This window comes from Pseudomonas sp. DSV-1, from assembly GCF_035830915.1.
Taxonomy (GTDB): Bacteria; Pseudomonadota; Gammaproteobacteria; order Pseudomonadales; family Pseudomonadaceae; genus Aquipseudomonas.
In genome coordinates, this window is sequence record NZ_JAYMYG010000001.1 from 3139014 (window position 1) to 3155673 (window position 16660).

General features: G+C 61.4%; 16 protein-coding genes. 9 read left to right on the forward strand and 7 right to left on the reverse strand.

The window, feature by feature from the left end:
• Positions 1–67: 67 nt before the first annotated feature.
• The 6 genes from VSQ83_RS14640 to VSQ83_RS14665 form a co-directional block, all read right to left on the reverse strand.
• A complete protein-coding gene (locus VSQ83_RS14640; protein ID WP_048351632.1) occupies positions 68–373 on the reverse strand; it encodes an NIPSNAP family protein in 306 nt (101 codons plus the stop codon).
• Positions 374–438: 65 nt separating this feature from the next.
• Positions 439–1398 (reverse strand): isoaspartyl peptidase/L-asparaginase family protein, encoded by a 960-nt coding sequence (locus VSQ83_RS14645; RefSeq protein WP_219261206.1) that lies wholly within the window; start codon positions 1396–1398, stop codon positions 439–441.
• The gene (locus VSQ83_RS14650; protein ID WP_133077584.1) at positions 1395–2171 is read right to left on the reverse strand and encodes an amino acid ABC transporter ATP-binding protein; all 777 of its coding nucleotides are present in this window, start codon (positions 2169–2171) and stop codon (positions 1395–1397) included. The genes VSQ83_RS14645 and VSQ83_RS14650 overlap by 4 nt, the downstream gene beginning before the upstream one ends.
• Positions 2168–3265: an amino acid ABC transporter permease gene (locus VSQ83_RS14655; RefSeq protein ID WP_133077583.1), complete on the reverse strand. Its 1098-nt coding sequence runs from the start codon at positions 3263–3265 to the stop codon at positions 2168–2170. The genes VSQ83_RS14650 and VSQ83_RS14655 overlap by 4 nt, the downstream gene beginning before the upstream one ends.
• Positions 3266–3267: 2 nt before the next feature.
• Positions 3268–4422 (reverse strand): amino acid ABC transporter permease, encoded by a 1155-nt coding sequence (locus VSQ83_RS14660; RefSeq protein WP_326397736.1) that lies wholly within the window; start codon positions 4420–4422, stop codon positions 3268–3270.
• Positions 4423–4435: 13 nt separating this feature from the next.
• Positions 4436–5473: an amino acid ABC transporter substrate-binding protein gene (locus tag VSQ83_RS14665; protein ID WP_133077581.1), complete on the reverse strand. Its 1038-nt coding sequence runs from the start codon at positions 5471–5473 to the stop codon at positions 4436–4438.
• Between the two features lie 154 nt (positions 5474–5627).
• Here VSQ83_RS14665 and VSQ83_RS14670 point away from each other — a divergent pair, with 154 nt between their 5' ends.
• Together VSQ83_RS14670 and VSQ83_RS14675 are read left to right on the forward strand one after the other, a co-directional pair.
• Positions 5628–6497, forward strand: a complete 870-nt coding sequence (locus tag VSQ83_RS14670; RefSeq protein WP_219261203.1) for a LysR family transcriptional regulator — start codon at positions 5628–5630, stop codon at positions 6495–6497.
• Between the two features lie 508 nt (positions 6498–7005).
• Complete coding sequence (locus VSQ83_RS14675) at positions 7006–7275, forward strand: short-chain dehydrogenase (RefSeq protein WP_326427102.1); 270 nt, start codon at positions 7006–7008, stop codon at positions 7273–7275.
• 745 nt (positions 7276–8020) lie between these two features.
• Here VSQ83_RS14675 and VSQ83_RS14680 read toward each other — a convergent pair.
• Complete coding sequence (locus tag VSQ83_RS14680; protein WP_326427103.1) at positions 8021–8809, reverse strand: DNA-binding transcriptional regulator; 789 nt, start codon at positions 8807–8809, stop codon at positions 8021–8023.
• 140 nt (positions 8810–8949) lie between these two features.
• Between VSQ83_RS14680 and VSQ83_RS14685 the strand changes: the two genes are divergently transcribed.
• The 7 genes from VSQ83_RS14685 (at position 8950) to mhpT (ending at position 16615) form a co-directional block, all read left to right on the forward strand.
• On the forward strand, positions 8950–10608 hold the full coding sequence (locus VSQ83_RS14685; protein WP_133077578.1) for a bifunctional 3-(3-hydroxy-phenyl)propionate/3-hydroxycinnamic acid hydroxylase: 1659 nt from the start codon (positions 8950–8952) through the stop codon (positions 10606–10608).
• Position 10609: 1 nt separating this feature from the next.
• Positions 10610–11563 (forward strand): 3-carboxyethylcatechol 2,3-dioxygenase, encoded by a 954-nt coding sequence (mhpB, locus tag VSQ83_RS14690; RefSeq protein ID WP_133077577.1) that lies wholly within the window; start codon positions 10610–10612, stop codon positions 11561–11563.
• Between the two features lie 17 nt (positions 11564–11580).
• Positions 11581–12450, forward strand: coding sequence for an alpha/beta fold hydrolase (locus tag VSQ83_RS14695; RefSeq protein ID WP_219261200.1), 870 nt, complete (start codon positions 11581–11583; stop codon positions 12448–12450).
• A gap of 14 nt (positions 12451–12464) precedes the next feature.
• Positions 12465–13271: a 2-keto-4-pentenoate hydratase gene (mhpD, locus tag VSQ83_RS14700; RefSeq protein ID WP_219261270.1), complete on the forward strand. Its 807-nt coding sequence runs from the start codon at positions 12465–12467 to the stop codon at positions 13269–13271.
• A 32-nt stretch (positions 13272–13303) separates the two neighbouring features.
• A complete protein-coding gene (locus VSQ83_RS14705) occupies positions 13304–14242 on the forward strand; it encodes an acetaldehyde dehydrogenase (acetylating) (protein ID WP_219261199.1) in 939 nt (312 codons plus the stop codon).
• Positions 14243–14252: 10 nt separating this feature from the next.
• The gene (gene dmpG, locus VSQ83_RS14710; protein ID WP_046808984.1) at positions 14253–15263 is read left to right on the forward strand and encodes a 4-hydroxy-2-oxovalerate aldolase; all 1011 of its coding nucleotides are present in this window, start codon (positions 14253–14255) and stop codon (positions 15261–15263) included.
• A gap of 158 nt (positions 15264–15421) precedes the next feature.
• On the forward strand, positions 15422–16615 hold the full coding sequence (mhpT, locus tag VSQ83_RS14715; RefSeq protein ID WP_326427104.1) for a 3-(3-hydroxy-phenyl)propionate transporter MhpT: 1194 nt from the start codon (positions 15422–15424) through the stop codon (positions 16613–16615).
• Positions 16616–16660: the final 45 nt, after the last annotated feature.

A 16660-nucleotide genomic window follows, 5' to 3' on the forward strand; every position in this document is an offset into this window, starting at 1 on the left:
TTTGCGGGTTGAACCAAACCGAAACGACGTGTGCCAACAGCAACGGCCCCTGTGAGACCCGCTCGGGTCACTCAAATACCGGTTTAAAGAAGCTTCGCTCGTAACTCAGGATGCAGCGATTGTCTTCAGCCAGTTTGAAGGCGGCAATGCATTCGGCATCGGTTTTTGAGCGCTCGCGGTAGTCTTCATAGGCCGCAAGGCTGGGGAAGGTAAACATGGCCAGGGCAATGTTGTTGGCGCCTTCCGAGGGCAGGAAGTAGCCGTGGTGCTGACCGCCGAATTTCTCGACCAGGGGTATCCAGATTCGCCCGTACGCTTCAAATTCGGCCAGCTTGTAAGGGTCAATGACATAACGCAGATAGCACGTGATCATGTGTTCACTCCATGAGGCGAAAGGAGATCGAGACTAGTCTCCAGCCGCCCCACGGGTCAACAGACTCAAAGAGGATGCAGACGATCATCCTCGGCATAGATCGCCGTGTGCAAACCACCCTCGGCATCGCGCCAGGCGCGGTACATGCCGGGCGTATTGAAGCTCAACACGGTCTCGCCGGACGGTGACACCGCCACCACGCCGCCGTTGCCTCCCAAGGTCTTGAGCTCGCCCTGCACAACCTGCTCACAGGCATCCGCAAGGGTTGATCCCACCAGCCGGATACGCGACGCAATATTGTGCGCCACCACGGTACGCATGAAGAATTCGCCGTGGCCGGTCGCCGAGATCGCGGCACTGCGGTCATCCGCCCAGGTGCCGGAGCCGATCAGCGGCGAGTCACCCACGCGTCCGTAGCGTTTGTTGGTAATGCCGCCGGTAGAGGTGGCCGCCGCAACATGCCCCTGTCGGTCCAGTGCCACGGCCCCCACGGTGCCAAACTTTTTCTCCACGCCTCCCGGTTCCAGCAGCACCGTCTCCGGTTGTTGCTGCTGGGCAGCCCACTGACGACGACGCAAGGGGGTGTCGTACCAGTCGTTGCTGACGTGCTCCAGGTCAGGTTGCTCGGACAGGAACAGATCCGCCCCCGCGCCTGCCAGCAGCACATGTTCGCTGTGTTCCAGGACTGCCCGGGCGCCGCAAATGGGGTTGCGCACGTGGTGCACCCCAGCCACCGCACCGGCTTCGAGGTTAGCGCCGTTCATGATCGCCGCGTCCAGTTCGTGGTCTCCGGCATGGGTAAATACCGCACCTTTACCCGCGTTGAACCACGGACACTCTTCCAGTTCGACTACGCTTGCCTGCACGGCGTCCAGGCTGCTGCCGCCCTGCTCCAGCACATCAACGCCGGCCCTGAGGGCCTGCAGCAGCGCGGCGTGGATTGCCTGTTCGTCATCCTGGGTCAATACACCGGGCATCAGGACACCGGCGCCGCCATGCAGGGCCATCGCTATGGATTGAGTCATTGCGCATGCACTCCGTGATTAATTATCTGGCTCAAAAAGCGTTGGGTACGCGGTGATTCCGGGGCCGAGAAAAACCGCTCGGGGGGGGCTTCTTCGACGATTTCGCCCTGGTCCATGAATACGATCCGGTCTGCGACCTTACGGGCAAAACCCATTTCATGGGTCACGCAAATCATGGTCATGCCTTCCTGGGCGAGGCTGGTCATCACGTCCAGTACTTCGGCGATCATTTCCGGGTCCAGGGCCGAAGTCGGTTCGTCGAACAGCATAACCTTGGGTTGCATGCACAATGCCCGGGCAATGGCGATACGTTGTTGCTGGCCACCGGACAACTGCGAGGGAAACTTGTTGGCGTGGTCGCGCATCTTGACCTTGTCCAGCAAGCCCAGCGCACGCTCGATGGCTTCAGCCTCGGGTACGCCCAGATTAGACGTCTGGGGCAAGGTGCAGTTTTTCAGTACCGTGAGGTGCGGGAACAGGTTGAAGTGCTGGAAACACATGCCCACCTGCCGGCGAATACGCTCCAGGCCCTTGACGCTGCCATTGAGCTCCTCGCCCAGCACTTCGACCAGGCCCTGCTGGTGTTGCTCAAGTTGATTGATGCAGCGGATCAGGGTCGATTTGCCGGAGCCCGACGGCCCGCAGATCACCACCTTTTCTCCGGCGTGCACATTCAGCGAGATGTTTTTCAGCACGTGGGCATTGCCGAACCACTTGTTCAATTGTTCGATACGCACCATCGCGGCGGCATCTGCCTTGGGTTTCATGATCATGAGCGGCTTTGCTCCATACGAAGTTCAAGATGTCGGGCATAGCGCGACAGTGCAAAACAGATGACAAAGAAATAGATCGCCAGGAAGACGTAAATTTCATGGCCGTACTCAACCCATTCAGGTGCGACGGCGGTGCTCATGGCGATGCCGACGATGTCCAGCACGCCGACGATCATCACCAGCGTGGTTTCCTTGAACAGGCCGATAAATTGCGTGAGCAACGGCGCAATGGACTGCTTGAGCACTTGCGGCAGGATGATCTGGCCCATGGTTTTCCAGTAGCCAAAACCCAGGGCCATTGCCGCTTCGTACTGCCCCTTGGGCAGGTTCTGCAGACCGCCGCGCAGGGTCTCGGCCATATAGGCGGCGGTAAACAGGATCAGCACCAGTTGCACCCGCAACAGGATGTCGAATGCCGAATCCGGCGGCAGAAACAGCTGGATCATCAGCGACGCCATAAACAGCAGCGAGATCACCGGCACCGAGCGCACCAGCTCGATGTAGAGCACGCACAGCATACGGACAACCGGCAGCTTTGAACGTCGGCCCAAGGCCAGCAGGATCCCCAGAGGCAAGGCGAAAATCATCCCTGCCGTACCCAGAAAGACCGTCACCAGCATCCCGGCAAACTTGGTCGAAGACACCTCGGGCAAACCGGCCCCACCCTTGAGCAGCCACCACATCACGATCGGCAGCAAGGCCAGGTACGCCAGCAGCAGGCGCCGGTCCAGACGCTTGAAAAACAGCAGGACAAACGCAGCGCCCGCCAGTATCAGCGACAGGGTCACCCGCCACTGCTCGGCTTGCGGGTAGAAGCCATACACAAACAGGTTCCAGCGCTGGGTGATCGGCAGCCAGCACGCCCCGCCGGGGTTGCAGTCCTTGGCGCTGTCGCCCACGAACGTCGCGTCAAACACCAGCCAGTTGAGTGCCGCAGGAATGCACCAGCACAACAGTGCAATCACGCTGAGCGTCAGCAGGCTGTGGCCCACACTGGGGAACAGCTGACTACGGCTCCAGGCCAGCGCCCGCTGTGCCCAGGGCAATCTTGGAGGTGCCAGCGGGATAGACAGTGATTGATTCATGGCGGTCATGTTCAGTGCCCCCTCTGGCCAATGCGGTGGTTGTAGATGTTCATTCCCAGGGAGATCACCAGACTGATCGCACAGTAAGTCCCCATGACCAGCGCGATGCATTCAATGGCCTGGCCCGTCTGGTTCAGGGTGGTGCCGCCGGTAGACGACACCAGCTCCATGAAGCCGATGACCACACCCAGCGAGGAGTTCTTGACGATGTTCAGGTACGTGTTGGTGATCTGCGGGATCATCGGGTAGATCGCTTGCGGCACGATCAGTTGGCGCAGGGTTGACCCGGATTTGAAGCCGAGCGCTTTGGCCGCTTCGTACTGGCCGCGATGCACCGACTCAATGGCGCCCCTGACGATTTCTGCAATGTAGCTTGCGCTGTAGAACGACAAGGCCAGGCACAGGGCAAGCATCTCCGGAACCAGGGTAATCCCGCCCTTGAACCCGAAACCGCGCTGCACGGGCACTTCCCATTGCAAATGGGCATCGCTCAGAACGTACACCAGCAACGGCAGCAACACCGCACCGGCCAACAGCAGAGGCCAGCGCCTGGAGGCAAAACCGCGCCACGGCGTTCGGGCTTCCCTGACGCGACAAAACACATAGGCCAGCAGCGTGCCCAGCAGCATCAGGGCCAGGCCCCAACCGACCTGACTGCCTTGGGCAAGCCACGGCAGGTTCAGGCCGTTGTTGTTCAAAAACACCACGCCAAACAGCGAAGCCGAATGCTTGACCCCTGGCAACGCCAGTACCAGGCCGTACCACCAGACCAGATGCACCACCAGCGGCACGTTGCGCAGGAACTCGATGCACGTCCCGCTCAGGCGCTTGATCAGCCAGTTGTCCGACACGCGAGCCATGCCCAGTGCGCCCCCCAGCAGGGTTGCCAGCACAATGCTCAATACCGACACCAGCAAGGTGTTGAGCAACCCCACCAGATAGGCCCGGGCATAGCTCGCGTCCGGGGTGTAATCGATCAGCGAAAAACTGATGTCGTAGCCAGCGCGCTGGGATAAAAACCCGAAGCCCGAGGCAATATTCAGATTTTTCAGGTTCAGCGCGGCGTTGCTGGAAAGCAGATAAAAGACCGCCGCAACCAGAGCCAGGACCAGCCCTTGCTGCAACACACTCGACAGGCGCAGGTTGTGCGAACGAAAAGTCGACATGACAGTAATTCCCTTAACGAATCGGCGGTGCGTACATCAAGCCATTGTCTTTCCAGCTGCGGTTCAGCCCGCGCGGGATGTTCAGTGCCGTCTGCTGGCCGAGGTTGCGGTCATAGATCTGCGCGTAGTTGCCGACTTGCTTGAGGGCGCGGTATGCCCAGTCACTGTCCAGTCCAAAGGACTTGCCGATCGTGCCTTCAGTGCCCAGCAAACGGGCGATATCGGTCGACGCCGTTTTGTCACTGTGCAGTTGGTCGACGTTTTCAGACGTCACCCCCAGTTCTTCGCCCGTCATCAGGGCATAGGCGGTCCAGGTCACGATATTGCGCCAGGTGGTGTCACCTTGGGCGACGAAGGCGCCCAGGGGCTCCTTGGAAATCACTTCCGGCAAAAGCACGTAGTCCTGAGGGTTGTTCATCAGCGCCAATCGGGCAGCCAGGCCGGAGGAGTCATTGGAGATGGCGTTGCAGCGCCCGCGCTGAAACGCGGCGTACAGCTCGGGGCTTTTCTCGATGACGACCGTCTTGTACGTCAGGCCGCGCCGACCGAAATAGTCTTCGAGGTTCTGCTCCGACGTGGTGCCCGGCGACAGGCAGAAAGTTGCACCGTCCAGATCCGTCAGCTTTTTGATGCCATCCGCGGCGTGGGTCATGAAACCCTGGCCGTCGTAAAACCAGACCGTGGTGAAGTCCACCCCCAGGTTGGCCACCCGCTCGGCGGTCCAGGATGCGGCCCGGGACAGAATGTCGATTTCCCCTGAAGCCAGGGCGGTAAAGCGGTTTTTTGCGGTGGTGGTCAGGTATTCGACCTTGTCCGCATCGCCCAGCACGGCGGCGGCAACGGCACGGCACAGATCAACGTCCATGCCGGTCCAGCGACCTTTGTCGTCGATCAGGGAAAACCCCGGCTTGTCGCCGGCCACACCGCAACGCACGCTGCCATGGGCCTTGACCTTGTCCAGCACACCTGCCTGGGCAACTTGAGCACCGGTCACCAGCAGCGCCAGCAGTGGTGCCCCAAGTAAAAGCTTCACCCTATTCAATTTGTGCATATCATTGCCCCTTCAAAATTCTTCTTGTTATGCCTGACAACCACAATCCAACGGCAGGTGGCGGTTGAGACGCACAATAAAGACAGAGGCATGGGCCGGATAGCGACTATTGATCCACTAAGCTGGACGCGCTATCGAATATTGGAATAACACGATGAACATCGACTGGTATGAAGACTTTCTCGCCCTGGCCGATACCGGCAAGTTCACGGCGGCGGCCAGCATGCGCGGCTCTTCGCAATCGGCGCTGAGCCGGCGAATTCAATTGCTGGAAGCGCACCTGGGAGCCACCCTGATCGACCGCGAACGCAACCCGGTACGCCTGACGGCCGCCGGTGAAGCCTTGCTGCCCAATGCCGTGGAATTGGTGCGCATGGCCCGCGACTGTGAACAGAGCGTAAAAGTGCTTAATCGGCCGTTGACCTTTGCCTCGTTGCACACCCTGGCGTGCAACTTCTTCCCGGACTGGATCAGCCAGTTGAACAGCGCGCGATCGCCGCTGTTCACCCGGATCGACACTGGCTATCGAAGCACCGACGATTACTACATGGCGCTGATGTCCGGGCGTTGCGATTTCATCCTGTTCTACCGTGATACCAAGACGGCGCCCTACTCGCGCCAGAGCGAATTCGAGGTCAAGTCCCTGGGCCATGACGAGCTGTACTGGGTGGCCACCCCGGCACTGGCGGCGCATTGCGCGCAGACCGATGAGCCGATCCCGCTGCTCAGTTACTCGCGCAGTGCCCAACTGCATGAATTGTCCCGTATCCAGATCAACCGTCACCCTCAACCCCATCGCCTGCTGCAAGTGTTTGAGGCCACCGTGTCCGAAGCCCTCAAGCCGATGGTTGCCAGCGGCCAGGGCGTGGCCTGCATGCCTCACAGCATGGTTGCGCCGCTGATTGAGCGCGGGGAACTGGTACGTTTGTATCCGGATATGGAGTCTGACCATCTGGAAGTGATTCTGGTGCGCTGGCGGGACAACCGTAACCCCCAGGCCGATGCCTTTTGGCAACGGTTGTAGACAAAGAACGTGTAAAGATCCCGGGACCGCTGCGCACCGGCGACAGGCGTACGCAGGGGCGAAAGCGCTTTGGTTACTTTGCCGTTTTTGCAAAGTGACTCGCTGTAAGAGCGAAACCCATATTCCAGTTAGACATGCATGCCGGATATCACCAAAGCCCCCCCATCGCGGCCCCGCACAACACCAGCCCCACTACGAACTTTCAGGATTTTTCGCACAGGTTTGCCAATTGCTGAGGTATCGGCACGACGCCTATAGTCAGCCCTCGCCGATAAGGCGACCGGGTTTGGCGACCTGGAACTTGAACAATGGTTACGTTGGGCTGTTGTGATATATGGCAGAGCGTGTATTTTGCATCGCGATGCTTTATGGCAGCTGTACGTGGGAGATCTTCGGGTCTGCCGGTGTTCCTTGTTCTACCGGTTCGCCAACCCGCGTACAACGGCCACCTGTTTTCGTTTGGCGACGTTAGCGTGTGGCTCCAACCAAGCAACAAGGAGCATCACTTATGACGCAACATCCATTTATTCCGCTAACCGCCATCGACTGCACCATCCCCGCCTTATTTATCGACCGCAATACGCCCCTCGATGTGCTTCACGCCAACGCCGTGGCCCGCATGCTGGCGGCAACCCAACTTATGGAAAGACTCTCCAGCCGCGAATTGCAGCAGGCAGATTCGGTTGATCTCAAACATCTGGCCACGGCTGCTGCGCTGCTACTGCGAGATGGTTGTGACGTGTTGAATGTGTTGGGTTGGCGATTGCAGCCTGCATAGAAAAACACCCCAGTGCAGGGTTTTACGACGGCTGCGTCTACAGGATTCGCCAACAACTCCGTGTTGTAGCCGCTGACGAGTAGAACGAGGCTGCGATCGAGCGCGCAGCGGTCGCAAAACCAGTACACGCGGTATGCCTGATTAACCGAGGAAGCTGACTTTACGACTGCTACGTCGCAGTGGCTCACCAAACCCAACGCAGCCTCGCACGGCTCGTCAGCGACTACAGATCGTGAATGCAACCCACCAACCAGGCCGGCCGGTCGGCCGCCTCGGCGTGCACTGTTTTTGATCTGCCCGCCCCTTCGGGAGGCCGAGAGGAGGTTCTGCGCAGTGGGTCGACCGGCATGGATGCCGGGAGAGCCGTGTTGGGCCAGGGATGGCCCGTCACGGCGGGCCCACGGAGCGGGACCGGAACGAGGGAACCTAAGCGCAGCGAAGGCCGTACGCAGGGGCGAAAGCGCTTTGGTTACTTTGCCGCTTTTGCAAAGTGACTCGCTGTAAGAGCGAAACCATCATTTCAGTTAACCGCGGATGCCGGATATGTACCCCGTGTGCCAGTTGTTTTGCGATGCGCCCGCACCTATGCCGAGTACATATCCATTCAATACGTCACGACTTTCTACGGGTTCCGCCCTCACTCCGGCACTGTCATGGGGGCACGCCGCGCTCGCAAACCCTGCACACCCGGTCTGTCTGAGAATGCGAGGGCTGCCCATCGCAGCCTCGCTGCGCTCCTCAGCGGCTACAGTTTGTCTGCGTCCAGCCCCGCCTGAATTTTTCCCACCACCTCCTGCATCGCCGGTAAAAAGCGCCGTGCAGCTTCCTCGACCGGCATGGCCTTGGCGATATACACCAGGTTCAGGCAACCCATCACACGCTCCTCGTGCATCACCGGGATCGCAATCGCCGCGATCTTGCGCTCTTCTCCCCAGTGCGCGTTGTTTTCGCCATAGCCCTTGCTGCGCGTGTGCTCCACCAGTCGCTCGACGAATCGGCGATCCGTCGCCAGCGCCGACTGCGAGTCGTCCCGACTGATCATCAACTCGATCAATTCTTCCCGCTCGGCCGGCGGGCAGAACGCAAAGTACGCCCGCCCGGTCGCCGTCATCAGCAAGGGCAAGCGGCGCCCCACCATCGAACGGTGAAACGACAGGCGACTGAAACGGTGAGTGGTTTCGCGAATCACCATCGCGTCGCCATCCAGGGTGCACAGGTCGGTGGGCCAGGCCACTTGCTGGAGCAACTGGCCAAGCAAGGGCGCTGCAATTGAAGAAATCCACTGCTCATCGCGAAAGCCTTCGCTCAGCTCACGCACCTTCAGGGTCAACCGGTAGCTGTCATCCGATTCACTGCGGCGCACGTAGCCTTCAGCCTGCAATGTCTCCAGCAAACGACGCACGGTCGTGCGGTGCAAACCGCTCTGCTCGGCCAACTGAGCGGTACTGGCGCCCCCGTCGAAACGGTTGAGACCGTTGATCAGTAATAGCCCGCGCATCAGGCCCCGCACGGCCTTGTATTCGGTTTCGCTCATGTGTTTTCCATTATTTTTATCGGTAAATCAACGATGTGCACTGAGTGCACCCTAACAAGGGTTGTCGTTGTTCACCAGCTTCGCGATTTCCATACTGCGCCCAACAAGAAATCCAAAAAAAGCGCTGTACGGAGATACCCATGAGTTCTGCACCCACTGCTTCCCCCTTGGACCTGAGCACCGATATCGCCATTGTCGGGGCTGGTCCTGTCGGGCTGATGATCGCCAATTACCTGGGCCAATGTGGTGTAAACGTCACCTTGGTGGAAAAGCTCGACAGCCTGATCGACTACCCGCGCGCCATTGGCCTGGACGACGAAAGCCTGCGCACATTCCAGGCCGTCGGCCTTGCCGATAACGTGCTGCCGCACACCACGCCCTGGCATGCGATGCGCTTCATGACACCCAAAGGTCGCTGCTTTGCAGACATCCAGCCCAAGACCGATGAGTTTGGCTGGTCCCGCCGTAACGCCTTTATTCAGCCGCTGGCTGACCGCGTGCTGTTCGAAGGCCTGCAACGCTTTGACAACGTCAAGGTGCTGTTCGGCCGCGAACTCGAAGGCTTCGAACAAAGCGACAGCGGTGTGCAACTCACACTGAAAAACGCCGAGGGTCGCAGCGAACGCCTGCAGGCCAAGTACCTGATTGGGTGCGATGGCGGCAACAGCCTGGTGCGCCGCAGCCTGGACATCAGTTTTGAGGGCAAGACCGCGCCCAATCAATGGATCGTGGTGGATATCGCCAACGACCCCCTGAGCACGCCCCATGTGTACCTGTGCTGCGACCCGGTGCGCCCGTACGTGTCCGCCGCCCTGCCCCACGGCGTGCGCCGCTTTGAGTTTATGGTGATGCCCGGCGAGACCGAAGCCGAGCTGAGCAAGCCCGAAAACATGCGCAAACTGCTGGCCAAGGTCCTGCCGGACCCGGACCGCATCGAGCTGATTCGCAGTCGCGTCTATACCCACAACGCCCGCCTCGCAGGCCGCTTCCGCCAGGGCCGGGTACTGCTGGCCGGGGATGCCGCGCATATCATGCCGGTCTGGCAAGGCCAGGGTTACAACAGCGGCATGCGCGATGCCTCCAACCTGGCCTGGAAACTGTCACTGGTGATCAAGGGCCTGGCCAGTGACCGCCTGCTCGACAGCTATGAGCTGGAGCGCCGGGATCACGCCAAGGCCATGATCGACCTCTCGGTACTGGCCGGCCACGTACTGGCCCCCCCCAAGCGCTGGCAGGGCACCCTGCGCGATGGCGTGTCGTGGCTGCTCAACTATGTGCCGCCGGTCAAACGCTACTTCGTCGAGATGCGCTTCAAGCCCATGCCGCAATACACCCGTGGCGCCCTGATCGTGCCGAGCGAAAAAGGCTCGCCGGTGGGCAAGATGTTCATTCAGCCCAAGGTGCTGACCGACGCCGGTGCGACCGTGCTCCTCGATGAAGTGATCGGCGAGAATTTCGCCATTATCGCCTGGGGCTGCGACCCGACCTGGGGCCTTACGGCGGCGCAGATTGCGCAATGGAAAACCCTGGGCACGCGGTTTATTCAAGTGCTGCCGGATGTCCAGCTCAGGGCTCCGAGCGACGCCGGCAACGACGTGATTCGGGTCGGCGACAGCACTGGCCGCCTGCGCGAGTGGTTCGCCCGCGGCTCATCGTCCATTGCCCTGCTGCGCCCTGATCGCTTCCTCGCCGGGCTGGCCACACCGCAAACCCTCGGCAAGGCCTGCAATGAACTGGCCCTGGCGCTCAACGCGCAACCACACATCCAGGTGACGCCAGCCGTCAGCAAGGTGGCTTGAGATGAGCGCCTATTTGCACTGTTTGTCACACACGCCGCTGGTGGGCTACGTCGACCCGGCCCCCGAAGTGCTGGCCGAAGTGGACAGCATGATCCGCGATGCCCGCGAGCGCATCGCCCGCTTCGACCCGCAGCTGATCGTGCTCCTGGGGCCCGATCACTACAACGGCTTTTTCTACGACGTCATGCCGCCCTTTTGCATTGGCATGGCCGCCGATGCCATTGGTGATTTCGATACCGCCGCCGGCCCTCTCGACGTACCCAAAGCCCTGGCCGAAGCCTGCGCCCAAGCCGTCATGGAGGCTGGTATCGACACCGCCGTGTCCTACCGAATGCAAGTCGATCATGCCTTTGCCCAACCGCTGGAACTGTTGCTGGGCGGGTTGCGCACCTGCCCGGTGATTCCGGTCTTCATCAATTCGGTGGCCGTGCCCCTGCCCGGCTTCAAGCGGGCACGACTGCTGGGCGAGGCCATCGGCCAGTGGGCCAGATCACTGGACCTGCGCGTGCTGTTCCTGGCCTCCGGAGGCCTGTCCCATCAGCCCCCGGTGCCAGAGCTGGCCAAGGTCGATGCCCGCATGGCCGACCGCTTGATGGGCAGCGGCCGCCAGTTGCCCGCCGATGAACGCGCCGCACGCCAGCAACGGGTCATCCAGGCCGCCCGGCACTTCGTCGAAGACCAGAACACCCTGCATCCCCTCAATCCGGTCTGGGACCAGCAGTTTCTCGACACGCTGGAGCAGGGCCGCTTGAGCGACCTCGATGCACTGGGCAATGACGCGCTGTCGGCGCTCGCCGGTAAATCGACCCATGAGGTGAAAACCTGGGTCGCCGCATTCGCCGCATTGTCCGCCTTTGGCCCCTACCAAACCGAAGGCCGCTACTACCGCCCGATTCCCGAATGGATTGCAGGCTTCGGCGCCCTTGGCGCGCAGCCGCTGACCCACCCCCTTTGAATTCAAGGAACTCTGCCATGACTGCCACTGCCAGCGTATTCACTGAAGCCTCGACCAGCCGCTTTGCCCGCATCAAGGAAGGCGACCTGGACCTGCAATTGCACTACAACGACGTCGGCCAGGGTGCCGAGACCGTGGTCATGCTCCACGGCTCCGGGCCCGGCGCCAGCGGCTGGGCCAACTTCAACCGCAACATCGAACCGCTGGTGACTGCCGGTTACCGGGTGATCCTGCTCGATTGCCCGGGCTGGAGCAAAAGCGACCCGGTGGTGAGCGAAGGCTCACGCTCCAACCTCAATGCGTCGGCGCTCAAGGGCCTGCTCGATGTGCTGGACCTTGACCGGGTGCACATCATCGGCAACTCGATGGGTGCCCACAGCACCGTGGCCTTCGCTCTGGAAAACCCCGAGCGCATCGGCAAACTGATCCTCATGGGCGGCGGCACCGGCGGCCCGAGCGCGTTTGTGCCCCAGCCCACCGAAGGCATCAAGCTGATCGGTGCGCTGTACCGCGAGCCGACCATCGAGAACCTGAAGAAGATGATGAGCGTCTTCGTTTTCGACACCAGCAGCCTGACCGAAGAACTGTTCCAGACCCGTCTGGATAACCTCCTGGCGCGCCGCGACCACCTGGAAAACTTCGTCAAAAGCAGCACCCTCAATCCCAAGCAGTTCCCCGACTTCAGCCATCGCCTGCACGAAATCAGCGCCGAAACCCTGCTGGTCTGGGGGCGCGAAGACCGCTTTGTACCGATGGACACCGGCTTGCGCCTGCTGGCAGGGCTGCCCAAGGCGCAGCTGCACGTGTTCAACCGCTGCGGCCACTGGGCGCAATGGGAACACGCCGACACCTTCAACCGCATGGTGCTGGACTTCCTGACCCACTGATGACCGAGACCGCCATGAACCCGACTCCCGAAACACTGGCCCGACTGGCCGCCGACCTGCGCCACGCCGAAACCCACGGCAGCGCCATCGCTCCCCTGCGCGAGCTGATCGGTGAAGACAACGCGACAGCCGCCTACACCATCCAGCAACTCAATGTCGCCCACGGCGTCGCCAACGGACGCCGGGTAGTGGGCCGAAAAATCGGCCTGACCAACCCCAAGGTGCAGGCGCAGCTGGGCGTGGACCAACCGGACTTCGGCACCCTGTTCGCCGACATGTGCTACGGCGACAACCAGACCGTACCCATCGATCGCGTGTTGCAACCCAAGATCGAGGCGGAAATCGCCTTGATCCTCAAACATGACCTGCCCCACTCCGACACCACCTTCGACGAAGTCATGGCCGCCACCGGCTGGGTGGTCCCGGCCCTGGAAATCGTCGGCAGCCGCGTGCAGCAGTGGAACATCCGCTTTGTCGACACGGTGGCCGATAACGCCTCCAGCGGCTGCTACGTACTCGGCGGCCCGGCCCGCAGCCTAGAGGGGCTGGACTTGCGCAATGCGGGCATGCGCATGACCCGCAATGGTGAAGAAGTTTCCAGTGGCAGCGGCGCGCAATGCCTGGGCCACCCGCTCAATGCGGCCGTGTGGCTGGCTTGCACCATGGCGCGCCTGGGCAATCCGCTGCAAGCGGGCGACATCATCCTGACCGGCGCACTGGGGCCGATGGTGGCCGTGGCCGCCGGTGATCGTTTCGACGCCCATATCGAAGGCATCGGCAGTGTCGGTGTGGACTTCTCGCAACACAGCAGCGCCGAGTAATCGGCGACTTGCGTGCAACTGAGGCAACAATAATGAACAAGAAACTCAAGGTCGCCATCATCGGCTCCGGCAATATCGGCACCGACCTGATGATCAAAATTCTGCGCAATGCCCGGCACCTGGAAATGGGCGCAATGGTCGGCATCGACCCGGCCTCCGACGGTCTGGCCCGTGCTGCCCGCATGGGTGTTGCAATCACCCACGAAGGGGTAGAAGGCCTGACGCGCATGGACGTGTTCAAGGACATCGACTTCGTGTTCGATGCCACCTCCGCCGGTGCCCATGTCAAGAACGACGCCTTTCTGCGGGCCATCAAACCCGGCATCCGCCTGATTGACCTCACCCCGGCCGCCATCGGTCCGTACTGCGTACCGGTGGTCAACCTGGAACAGAACCTCGACCAGCTCAACGTCAACATGGTGACCTGCGGCGGGCAGGCGACCATTCCGATGGTCGCCGCCGTGTCCCGTGTTGCCAAGGTGCATTACGCCGAAATCGTCGCGTCGATTGCCAGCAAATCTGCCGGGCCGGGCACCCGCGCCAATATTGACGAGTTCACCGAAACCACCTCCAGGGCCATCGAAGTGATTGGCGGAGCAACCAAGGGCAAGGCGATCATCGTGATGAACCCGGCCGAGCCGCCGCTGATGATGCGCGACACCGTTTTTGTGCTCAGCGAAGCCGCAGACCAGGCACTGGTCGAGGCGTCTGTCGTCGAAATGGCGGCAGCCGTGCAAGCCTATGTGCCGGGCTATCGCCTCAAGCAACGCGTGCAGTTTGACGTAATCCCTGAAGACAGGCCGCTGACCATTCCCGGACTGGGCAGGTTTTCCGGCCTCAAGACGTCGGTGTTTCTTGAAGTCGAAGGCGCCGCCCACTACCTGCCGGCCTACGCCGGAAATCTCGACATCATGACCTCCGCAGCCTTGGCCACCGCCGAGCGCATGGCGCTGTCGATGCTCAACGCCTGAGGGGAAAACCATGAACGGTAAAAAGATCTACATCAGCGACGTCACCCTGCGCGACGGCAGCCACGCGGTACGCCATCAGTACTCGTTGCAAAACGTGCAAGACATCGCCCGCGCCCTGGACAAGGCCCGCGTCGACGCCATCGAAGTGGCCCACGGCGACGGTCTGCAAGGTTCAAGCTTCAACTACGGCTTTGCCTCCCATACCGATCTGGAATGGATCGAAGCGGCGGCGGACGTGATCAGCCACGCAAAAATCACCACCCTGCTGCTACCCGGCATCGGCACGGTTCACGACCTCAAGGCCGCGTACAACGCCGGGGCCCGGGTGGTGCGCATTGCCACCCACTGCACCGAAGCCGACGTATCGAAGCAGCACATCGAATACGCCCGTGAACTGGGCATGGACACCGTGGGCTTCCTGATGATGAGCCACATGATCCCGGCCGAGCAGCTGGCGGCCCAGGCCAAACTGATGGAGAGCTACGGCGCGACCTGCGTGTACATGGCCGACTCGGGCGGAGCGATGAACATGCAGGACATTCGCGATCGCTTCCGCGCGTTCAAGGCCGTGCTCAAGCCTGAAACCGAAACCGGCATGCATGCCCACCACAACCTGTCGCTGGGCGTGGCCAACTCGATTACGGCGGTGGAAGAAGGCTGCGACCGGATCGATGCCAGCCTCGCAGGCATGGGGGCCGGGGCCGGCAATGCCCCGCTGGAAGTGTTTATCGCCGCCGCCGAGCGCCTGGGCTGGAACCACGGCACAGACCTTTACACGCTGATGGATGCCGCGGATGACATCGTCCGACCGTTGCAGGATCGCCCGGTGCGGGTTGACCGCGAGACCTTGGCGCTGGGTTATGCCGGGGTGTATTCGAGCTTCTTGCGCCACGCCGAAATCGCTGCGGCCAAGTACGGCCTCAAGACCCTGGACATCCTGGTTGAACTGGGCAAGCGGCGGATGGTGGGCGGTCAGGAAGACATGATCGTCGACGTGGCGCTGGACCTGCTCAAACGCTAAGGCCTTCCTTACCCCCTTGTGGGGGCGGGCTTGCTCGCGATGCAGGCAACGCGGTTTACCTGACGAACCGCATTGATCCGATCGCGAGCAAGCCCGCTCCCACAGAAACAGGGGTTATCGCTGCTTCATCCATAACAACAATAAAACGGGTACAGCCCATGACTTCACTCAATCTGCAAATGGCCCGCACCATCGGCCTGTGTTTTCTCGTTGCCCTCATGGAAGGCCTCGATCTACAGGCTGCAGGGATCGCTGCTCAAGGCATGGCTGCCGCGTTCGAACTGGATAAATTACACATGAGCTGGGTGTTCAGCGCCGGAATTTTCGGCCTGTTGCCCGGTGCGTTCGCGGGTGGATGGCTGGCTGACCGCATTGGCCGCAAACGCGTGCTGATGGCCTCGGTGGGGCTGTTCGGGGTGTTCTCCCTTGCCACCGCATTGGCCTGGGACTTTAACAGCCTGCTGGTCGCACGTTGCCTCACCGGCGTAGGCCTTGGCGCCGCCCTGCCCAACCTGATCGCCCTCACCAGCGAAGTGGCTGGCCCGCGCTTGCGCGGTACGGCGGTAAGCCTGATGTATTGCGGCGTGCCTTTGGGCGCCGCGCTGGCCGCCCTGATCGGCATCGCCGACCTGGCCGGTGGCTGGCAAGTGGTGTTCTACGTCGGTGGCGTGGTGCCGCTGTTGATCGTGCCGCTGCTGGGGCTCTACCTTCCCGAATCACAGCAGTTTCGCAACGTTCAGGGCGAAGCGCCCATCGGTGTGGTTCAGGGTTTGTTTCGCGAGGGCGCGGCACTGCCGACTGCGCTGATCTGGATCAGCTATTTCTTTACCTTGATGGTGGTCTACATCCTGATCAACTGGCTGCCCAGCCTGGTGATCGGCCAGGGTTTCACCGGGCGCCAGGCCAGCTGGGTGATGCTTGCCCTGCAAATTGGCGCAGCGGCCGGCACCCTGTTTCTGGGCTGGGTCATGGACCGCCTGCCCGCCTGGGCCCTGTCGGCACTGATCTATGTGGGCATCCTGGTGTCACTGACCGCCCTTGGGTTGGCGAGCCATCTGCCGGCCATGCTGGCGGCGGGCTTTATTGCCGGTTTTTTTGCCACTGGAGGCCAATGCGTGCTCTACGCCCTGGCACCGCATTTCTATCGCCCCTCGATACGCGCCACAGGCGTGGGCAGCGCGGTGGCCATCGGTCGCCTCGGAGCCATGAGCGGCCCCTTGGTGGCCGGCAAGATGCTCGCGCTGGGCACCGGCACCGCCGGGGTGATGCTGGCATCGGCGCCAGGCATCGTGATTGCGGCCGTGGCCATGTTTTACCTGTCGGTGCGGCGCAACGCAGCAGCACCAGACTGACAACCTGCGCGCCGAAAGGTGCGCAGTGCTCCACCCCCCCCCATA

Excerpts from the sequence above, each read along its gene's own strand:
- VSQ83_RS14640 (WP_048351632.1), bottom strand. The coding sequence starts at position 373 with ATGATCACGTGCTATCTGCGTTATGTCATTGACCCTTACAAGCTGGCC.
- VSQ83_RS14645 (WP_219261206.1), bottom strand. The coding sequence starts at position 1,398 with ATGACTCAATCCATAGCGATGGCCCTGCATGGCGGCGCCGGTGTCCTG.
- VSQ83_RS14650 (WP_133077584.1), bottom strand. The coding sequence starts at position 2,171 with ATGATCATGAAACCCAAGGCAGATGCCGCCGCGATGGTGCGTATCGAA.
- VSQ83_RS14655 (WP_133077583.1), bottom strand. The coding sequence starts at position 3,265 with ATGACCGCCATGAATCAATCACTGTCTATCCCGCTGGCACCTCCAAGA.
- VSQ83_RS14660 (WP_326397736.1), bottom strand. The coding sequence starts at position 4,422 with ATGTCGACTTTTCGTTCGCACAACCTGCGCCTGTCGAGTGTGTTGCAG.
- VSQ83_RS14665 (WP_133077581.1), bottom strand. The coding sequence starts at position 5,473 with ATGCACAAATTGAATAGGGTGAAGCTTTTACTTGGGGCACCACTGCTG.
- VSQ83_RS14670 (WP_219261203.1), top strand. The coding sequence starts at position 5,628 with ATGAACATCGACTGGTATGAAGACTTTCTCGCCCTGGCCGATACCGGC.
- VSQ83_RS14675 (WP_326427102.1), top strand. The coding sequence starts at position 7,006 with ATGACGCAACATCCATTTATTCCGCTAACCGCCATCGACTGCACCATC.
- VSQ83_RS14680 (WP_326427103.1), bottom strand. The coding sequence starts at position 8,809 with ATGAGCGAAACCGAATACAAGGCCGTGCGGGGCCTGATGCGCGGGCTA.
- VSQ83_RS14685 (WP_133077578.1), top strand. The coding sequence starts at position 8,950 with ATGAGTTCTGCACCCACTGCTTCCCCCTTGGACCTGAGCACCGATATC.
- mhpB (WP_133077577.1), top strand. The coding sequence starts at position 10,610 with ATGAGCGCCTATTTGCACTGTTTGTCACACACGCCGCTGGTGGGCTAC.
- VSQ83_RS14695 (WP_219261200.1), top strand. The coding sequence starts at position 11,581 with ATGACTGCCACTGCCAGCGTATTCACTGAAGCCTCGACCAGCCGCTTT.
- mhpD (WP_219261270.1), top strand. The coding sequence starts at position 12,465 with ATGAACCCGACTCCCGAAACACTGGCCCGACTGGCCGCCGACCTGCGC.
- VSQ83_RS14705 (WP_219261199.1), top strand. The coding sequence starts at position 13,304 with ATGAACAAGAAACTCAAGGTCGCCATCATCGGCTCCGGCAATATCGGC.
- dmpG (WP_046808984.1), top strand. The coding sequence starts at position 14,253 with ATGAACGGTAAAAAGATCTACATCAGCGACGTCACCCTGCGCGACGGC.
- mhpT (WP_326427104.1), top strand. The coding sequence starts at position 15,422 with ATGACTTCACTCAATCTGCAAATGGCCCGCACCATCGGCCTGTGTTTT.